Annotated in this window: 5 protein-coding genes and 1 pseudogene; 2 read left to right on the plus strand and 4 right to left on the minus strand. The window is 53.9% G+C overall.

What is annotated here, in order from left to right:
• Positions 1-46: 46 nt before the first annotated feature.
• Positions 47-289: a thioredoxin family protein gene (locus tag HY788_07815; GenBank protein MBI4774071.1), complete on the minus strand. Its 243-nt coding sequence runs from the start codon at positions 287-289 to the stop codon at positions 47-49.
• A 295-nt stretch (positions 290-584) separates the two neighbouring features.
• A complete protein-coding gene (locus HY788_07820; GenBank protein MBI4774072.1) occupies positions 585-1,727 on the minus strand; it encodes a hypothetical protein in 1,143 nt (380 codons plus the stop codon).
• A 75-nt stretch (positions 1,728-1,802) separates the two neighbouring features.
• On the opposite strand from HY788_07820, the gene HY788_07825 reads away from it, so the two are divergent.
• Both HY788_07825 and HY788_07830 read left to right on the plus strand, forming a co-directional pair.
• Positions 1,803-2,180: a hypothetical protein gene (locus tag HY788_07825; protein ID MBI4774073.1), complete on the plus strand. Its 378-nt coding sequence runs from the start codon at positions 1,803-1,805 to the stop codon at positions 2,178-2,180.
• Between the two features lie 879 nt (positions 2,181-3,059).
• Positions 3,060-3,359, plus strand: coding sequence for an Hsp20/alpha crystallin family protein (locus tag HY788_07830; GenBank protein MBI4774074.1), 300 nt, complete (start codon positions 3,060-3,062; stop codon positions 3,357-3,359).
• A gap of 910 nt (positions 3,360-4,269) precedes the next feature.
• On the opposite strand, the pseudogene HY788_07835 reads toward HY788_07830, so the two are convergent.
• Together HY788_07835 and HY788_07840 are read right to left on the minus strand one after the other, a co-directional pair.
• A pseudogene (locus HY788_07835) lies at positions 4,270-4,839 on the minus strand (transposase).
• A 416-nt stretch (positions 4,840-5,255) separates the two neighbouring features.
• Positions 5,256-6,797, minus strand: a complete 1,542-nt coding sequence (locus HY788_07840; protein MBI4774075.1) for an IS1634 family transposase — start codon at positions 6,795-6,797, stop codon at positions 5,256-5,258.
• Positions 6,798-7,052 lie beyond the last annotated feature (255 nt).

Raw genomic sequence — 7,052 nt, forward strand, 5'->3', positions numbered from 1 at the left:
CGTTAAATAAGGCGCGGGCCGGCCTGAACCGCCTATTCGCGGCCCATCATCCCCCCTCGAGAAGACCGACGATTTCTTCCGTTTTGAAGAGCCTTCCCTGAGACACCACGACGCCGCCGATCACCATGGCGGGACTGAGCAATAGTCCGAATTCCCGGAGCACGTCTTCCGATAGGATCCAACGCTTCTTGATTTCGGCTTCCACTCCGGCATCGGCCACGGCCTTCTTGACGTTTTCAAACAGTTTGGTGCAGATCTCGCACGGCGGCTGAATGGCGATCACCTCGATCCGGATCAACGTCGCACCTCCGAATTTGCGGAACGGTACACCTGCCACACGGTGTGGCGCCGGTACGGTCGGGCTTCATCCCCCCGCCGCCGAGCGGTCGTTTCCCGGGTAGGATAAACGCCGACCCCGGCAAGTACGGATGTGTCTTCACACGTCATCGCCCGCCGGTCCCGGCGGGGCATCCAACATTCCTTGAATTTCTCCGGATTCCGGATCTCGCTGCGTTCGTCCGGAATGACGTCTTTGAAATCGCGTACCGTATCGGGAGCCCCTGTCCTTCCGGCAATCCCACCACTTAAACTCCTTCACGGATGATGTGAGGAGGATTTGGATACGCGGGACTGAAGCACTGCAGGTTCACGATGTCAAACCGGAGGCCCGATCGCCGGCAGACTCCGGCAATCGAATCACGCACCACGGCGTCCAGCTCGTCCGGATCGATTTTCACCCTCGCGTTGAGCACCAGACTGACCTGACGCCGCTCTCCCAGCGGGTCGCCGCTGACGGCCGGTTCTTCGCCCAGATGGGTGACATTGGCCCAAAGCGCCTTTCCCCCGGCCGTAATGACCAGCTTCAAATGCCCTATCTCCGCGTCTCTCTCCCGGAAAGCCTCCGCCAGGGATTCCGTCAGAGCAAGGGCAAACGCGTTCACATCAAACGATTCGTCCGCGGAGACCTTAACCGCTGCATTCAACCAGCCCAGGACCGCCTCGGCGGTGGCATACCGATCATAATCGATCTGTTTGAGGACGGTGTTCGCTCCGGGCGCGGCGGAAAGGAGATGCTCCAACCAGTCATCCATGCCCTCGCCCTCCCGGGCCGACACCGCCTTCACGGATTTCTCCGTGAAACGTTCTTCCAGAGCGCACACCAGCCTGTCTCTCTCATCGCCTCCGAGAAGGTCAATCTTGTTGAGAACGATGACGTCCGCCTCTTCCAACTGCTTTTGAAACAGGTAGGAAACCTCTTCGGGAAACGATGTCCGGGTTTCACCCAACAGCAGCTCGCGCATTCGAGCCGGATCCACCATGGTCGAGAACGGTGCAAACCTGAAGGCGTCCCTGTAACGAATCTTTATGGGATTGGCCACTGCAGCCACGAAGTCGGTGCAACTTCCCACCGGCTCGCCCATCAGCACGTCCGGGTGGTGGGCGAGTATCTTCTCCATCTGAATGATGAGGTCGTCGAACTTGCAGCAGAAACATCCTTCGACCACCTCTTCCACAGGAACGCCCAGCTCCGTGAGCATCCGTCTCGCAATGACCGTATCCACCAAGTTCTCGCTCTGATCGTTGGTGACGATCCCCACCCGCATGCCGCGCCGGATCAACCGCTTGGCCAAACCCGCCAGGGCCGTGGTTTTGCCGGAGCCTAGAAAGCCGCCCGCGAAAACCAATTTGACGGGTTTTTCCACCGTCAGTCCTTTGTGACCGTCCATGTTGAGTCCTTTTTTCTTTGCACTTGAAATCTCAACAGCCTTGCCGTGCTTCCACCGTTGCCGGAATTGCATGGGATGAATCGAACACCTGCGAGAGCTTTCGGTGTTTTTGGGGGAAAGAACCGGTGGATTGTGAAATCTTACCATGGAAGCGCGTTTCTCTCAACGTTTAGCAGAGTCTTCTCCCGCATACGGATGTCCCTTCCCGTAGCTGCCGGTCATCAGAACCTGGAGCGCCTGATCGCGTGGTTCAACATGCGCCGGAGCCGTATCACCGGCGGGTACATCGGCGACCATAAACAGGTCCGGCGGTTTCGGAACTCCTTGAAGCCGCGCAACCCTATCGACATCCATGCTGTAAAGAAAAGAGGGGATATTCCCGGCGTCGTGCCGGGAAAGGTCCGGGAGACCGTCTACGACGTGGTGGGAAAAGGTCCATGCCCGGCGGAATGACTACCAGACCGTGGAAATCCGAAACCTCTTCCGTGCTGACACATGTGTTAGATGTTTCTTCGTCAGTTAACGTCCCAACAGGGCCAACCGCTATCTGATTAGTGTTAAGTTGGAAAGTTTCTTGCTTTACCTGACACATATGTTAGATATTGTCTTTTAAGTGAACGATCCAACAGGGCCAACTTTTATTTGAGCACCGAATATGCGGTTTTTCTCCCCGTGCGACGCGCATCATCTATAGTTTGCAGACGCGCAGCGAGAATATGCACCTACACTTCAGAAGCTCTCTAAGCTGCCCAGGTGCTTCCGTTTTTCAACTCTACCCTCTCGAGGCCTCTCGGCTCTCCGGGGTTTTATGCATTTTGTGTTGAAGCCGGACAGCTTGTTTGTTTCTCGCTTTTCTTTGTCTCTTTACTTTTAAAGATCGGACGTTTCCTGAAAAAGTTTAACTCATTTTTTCAGAAGACAAAAAATGAGTTCTCCGCCTGCCACGAAAACCACGGGGCGGGGCTTCTTCCCCTCAAAATACCCTATCAGGCTGTTGAAAAACGCGATCTGCGGCGTTGCGCTTCATCCCTCGTCACTGCGACGTACTCTATGTACGCCTCACTCCTCGGGATTTGCGCGCCTTGCATCTCATCCTTTTTCAACGGGCTGCTGTGGGGGCCGCTGTCCTACTTTCTCGTCCGATTGACAGTACATGACTCCTGATTATGTTACGGACAGATCAGCGAGGAAGCGTATTGGGCTGAAACCTGCAAAGCGCTGAGATGTTCGTTCCGGCCGATTCCGGCGAACGACTCTCAGCCCATCCGAAAAATAGAGATCGATGCGCTTTCAACAGCTTGATCGAAAGCAAACGAAAGGAGTTGATCCGGAATGGAAGAAAGAATGAAAGTATCTCCGGACGTCTGTTCTTGGGTCGATACCGAACATACCAAACTGTTTATCGAAGCGGTCATCCCCGGCGTCAAGAAAGAGGATATTCATTTGAAGATGCATGAGGACAGCATGTACCTCGACGCCCCCAGGGACGAGATTGAATATACATCCACGATGGCTTTTTGCTGTCCGGTGAACGACAAGGCCGCCAAGGCGCATTACGAGAACGGACTGCTGAGAATCGAAGTCCCGTTCAAAGACCCGATGGAGGACGCAACGTCCGTTAGTATCAACTAATGGCTGTAACCGTATAATAGAACTTCCGGCAAGATCGAGAAGCCTGCCGGGAAAAAGGACAACGTTCACGGGGAAGGACCTGCTTTCAGCGGATTTTTCCCCGCGCGCATTTTGCGGTCGGGGGCGCGCGTAACAGACCCGAAAGTTGTTGCGGGGCGCGTTCCAGCCATACTGTGACAGCCCGCACCCCGTGAATACCTACAATTCCGAGAGCCGGTGAACGAAATTCAACGGATCATCATCGGACCGGAACATCTTCCGTCTTTCGATCGCAAAGAATTCCTGCAAAGCCTACAAACATGCACATCCCCTATAGTGACTCATCAGGGGAAAGCCGGATTGATCGATGTTTAAGCGATTGGTGACGACGAGTAGAAATGATGTTGGTTCGTCTAGTCAGCAGGATGGGTGATTTTTAGGGCAAGTTGGGCGGGTACTGTATCTTGTGGGCGGCAATACGGAGACCGACTCTTCGTTGCGGTTCATCCTGTGATGTCGGCCTAATAAGGGTCAAAATGAGACTTGATCCTTTTTCCCCTGGGAACGCCGAGCCCCAGCTCGGCCCAACTTCGTGCCCGGGGCGGCGAGCGAACCCGAACGGCCACGAGGACTAAGCCATCTTGAGTTCGGAACTTCTTGCAATAATAAAGAAATAATGGGGACGTCCATACCTTTAAACCATTTTTCTCCAATCAAACTGGATCATTATTCTTTTTGTTTACCCCAGTCCGACAAGCGACTTGCCGCCGGTTGACTGATCTTGAGCCTGCCGGCAGTCTCGGTGGCGGTCGTCCCAAGCTTTCGATGCGCCAATAACATAAGAGCACCCGAGCCTTGACGGTTTGCGGCGATTTACCGGGCGTCGTCAATACATCCCGAAGGAATGCGTGTTGGAAATTATGTTCCATCGTCACGCCAATTGCGGGGCAGGTTTAAAACCAGCCTTTACGACAATATTCGGATTTTCCCGATCCGTTTCCCATTGCGCAGGGTTATTGACGATGTATTCCCTAATCCGGTTCAGTTCGTCATCGTTGCGGATGATATGTTCGTAATAATTGCGCTGCGATATTTTAGCGCGTGGGGTGCCTCGAAGATGGTTGATGCGTTTTGTGGATACCGTTTTGAATGCGCCCACCAAACGACCGATGGGTTTGCGGTTTTCCGTAGGGGCGGTTCGTCACGGATCCTGAGCCCCGTCGAAGGGCGAACCGCCCTTGGTAACGCCGGTAATTACGATAACCCCATGCACATGATTGGGCATGATGACCCGTTCATCCAATTCCACATAACCGTGTCGTGTCGCCAGCCATTCCCACGAGTCTGCAACCTCTTGGCCGAAATCGTTCAAAACTGTTTTCCCGTCCACGGCGTCCCCGAACAAACATTCCCGGTTCCTGGCGCAAATGGTTACGAAATAGACCCCGGCCTGTGAATAATCGTATCCGTGCAATCGGATGGATCGTCGGTTATGTCGCATCAATTTCCACTGCGAGGGCGGTTCGTCACGGATCCTGAGCTCCGTCGAAGGACGAACCGCCCCTACAGACCGGCCGTCATCCATCCTATTATCCCCTGATCAAAAGGGCCGCGTCTGTCCCCCTCAATTTTGTAAAGGCATCTTTCTCATCATTGTCGGTCTGTTTGAATTAAAAAATTTTATGCAGCTTATGTGCCAAATGCAAGAACAGATTTATTTTACTGGGATTCGGCCATTTCGGCTCAAGATCGATACCCGGCTATTGCGCAGAAATTGAGCAATTGGTTGGGCATGTTGCTCAATAATTGAGCAATATACCCCTGACCTCCAAAGTTTGACACTTATAGAAATAATATATTGTAATATCAATAGGTTATCTATACGAGGATGGCCGTTTTTACACTACAAACTCCGTTTCATGGCAGCGACGAGGGAATGGGAGGCGCACCAATCGAGACGAGCAGTTGTTTTTGTTCGTTTGTCGGCCTAGTGAGCACGCGCGTCTTGCTTCCCTTGGTTACCAGTTCCCCCATCTTAATCCGCTGGAGTTGGAAAAGGGCTTTGGGTACGGAAACGGTTTTGAGTTTTCTGCGCATCCACCGTTCGATCTGCAGGGCCAGTACACAAACAAAGATGTGAGCGCGAATCCGCTTTTCCGTCCAGTGATATACCGGACGGATCAGTAGCGTGCTCTTCAGAGACCGCCACCCACGCTCGATCTCGGCAAGCTCCTTATAGCAGCCTACCACTTCGTTCAACGGCAGAGTGAGGTCCGTGGTCTCCAGCATCAGCATGCCGTCGACCTTGTTTTCCCACTCCAGCACCTTTCGGTCTTTGGTGACAGTGACCTTGTCGCCGGTCGGTTTCAAGTGGTAAAAACGAAGCAGGTTGTGATCGCGAAGGTGGTCGCGGATTCGGTCGTATGTCCCGGACGGCGTTGGCTTTCTACCTTTCGCGTTTGGATGGGCCAGTTTGTGGAGCGCTTTCTTGATCCATGCGTCTGAAGCCTCCAGACGGCTTTCCCGGCCCCTCCTGGTCTCAAGGGCGATCTCGGGGGAATAGGCGAGGACAAAACGTACGCCTTCCCGCTCCTGCTCCAGAAATTGCTCCTTGTCGCTTTGCCTGTCGAATCCTTTTTCAAGCGATCCGATGATCTCGGCGGCCAACGCGTTCCGTCGGACCGGATGCGCCACGATGAATCCTAATTTTTCACCGAGCAGCCCGTCGAGGTTGGCATCGGACAGCATACCGCGATCGCCCACGAAGACCACGCGCTTCAAGTCGAACCTCTTTTTAAGGTCCATAACCACTTCCAATACGGTCGACTTGTCCACCGTGTTGCCGGCGAATACATGGTGGCACAGCGGGATTCCCTCGCGCGTCACCACCATTCCGATGACCACTTGGCGCTTGTCAAAGCGGCCGTCCCGGCTGTAACCATATCTGCGAAAGTCACCATCGAGCAAAGAGCGGTCGCCCTCGAAGTAGGTCGAAGTAATGTCGTAGAAGACCAACTCCAACGGCTCGGATTCTCTAAGCAGCCGCTTGGCGATGAACGGTTCCGCCTTTTCCTTGACTTCAAGTAAACGGTCCATGGCCCGCAACAGGTGATGATAGGAAGGCTTGTCCCGGTCGCTGTAATGCACCGAATCCAGCCAGTCCAGAAGCGCAAGTTTGCTGCACGGGTCACAGACTCGATTGACGACCAGCATCCGGATCAGTTCCGCAGCCGGAAAGGCGGCCGAACCGGCAATACCGGCGCGTCCGAGAGCCTCTTTGAATCCCAGCCGATCCCATACACTACCAACCGCATGAACGTGGCCGAAGTCGCGTGCGGAAAACAACTGAGCTTCTTCCTCCACCGGCTGTGGCTCCCCAGCCGCACGAAGGAACCCGTTTGCAAGATTGCGAAGCGTCTCGGTCCCCAGTTTTTCCAGCGGCCCCAGGTTTACGATCACTCGGTTTCTCGGGGCTCCTCCCCGGACGGGATCTCGGAAGCTCTCGCATATCTGCACGGAGCTGTACGCCTTGCCCCGATGTTTCTGTCGATGAACCCGGACAAACATAGCCTACATAATACATTATTAAGCACATTATGTCAATATATTAATGGTTTAATTATACACTACATATCCGACACGACAAAATCCAACTTTGATCCAGATTCCAATATGTTATGATAGATTTATCGGCCGCCAAGTGTCAAACTTCGG

Source organism: Deltaproteobacteria bacterium, from assembly GCA_016208165.1.
Taxonomy (GTDB): domain Bacteria; phylum Desulfobacterota; class Desulfarculia; order JACQYL01; family JACQYL01; genus JACQYL01.

What these genes read in the sequence shown, in the direction of transcription:
- HY788_07820 (MBI4774072.1), bottom strand. Translation starts at nt 1,727, where the DNA reads ATGGACGGTCACAAAGGACTGACGGTGGAAAAACCCGTCAAATTGGTT.
- HY788_07825 (MBI4774073.1), top strand. Translation starts at nt 1,803, where the DNA reads ATGAATCGAACACCTGCGAGAGCTTTCGGTGTTTTTGGGGGAAAGAAC.
- HY788_07830 (MBI4774074.1), top strand. Translation starts at nt 3,060, where the DNA reads ATGGAAGAAAGAATGAAAGTATCTCCGGACGTCTGTTCTTGGGTCGAT.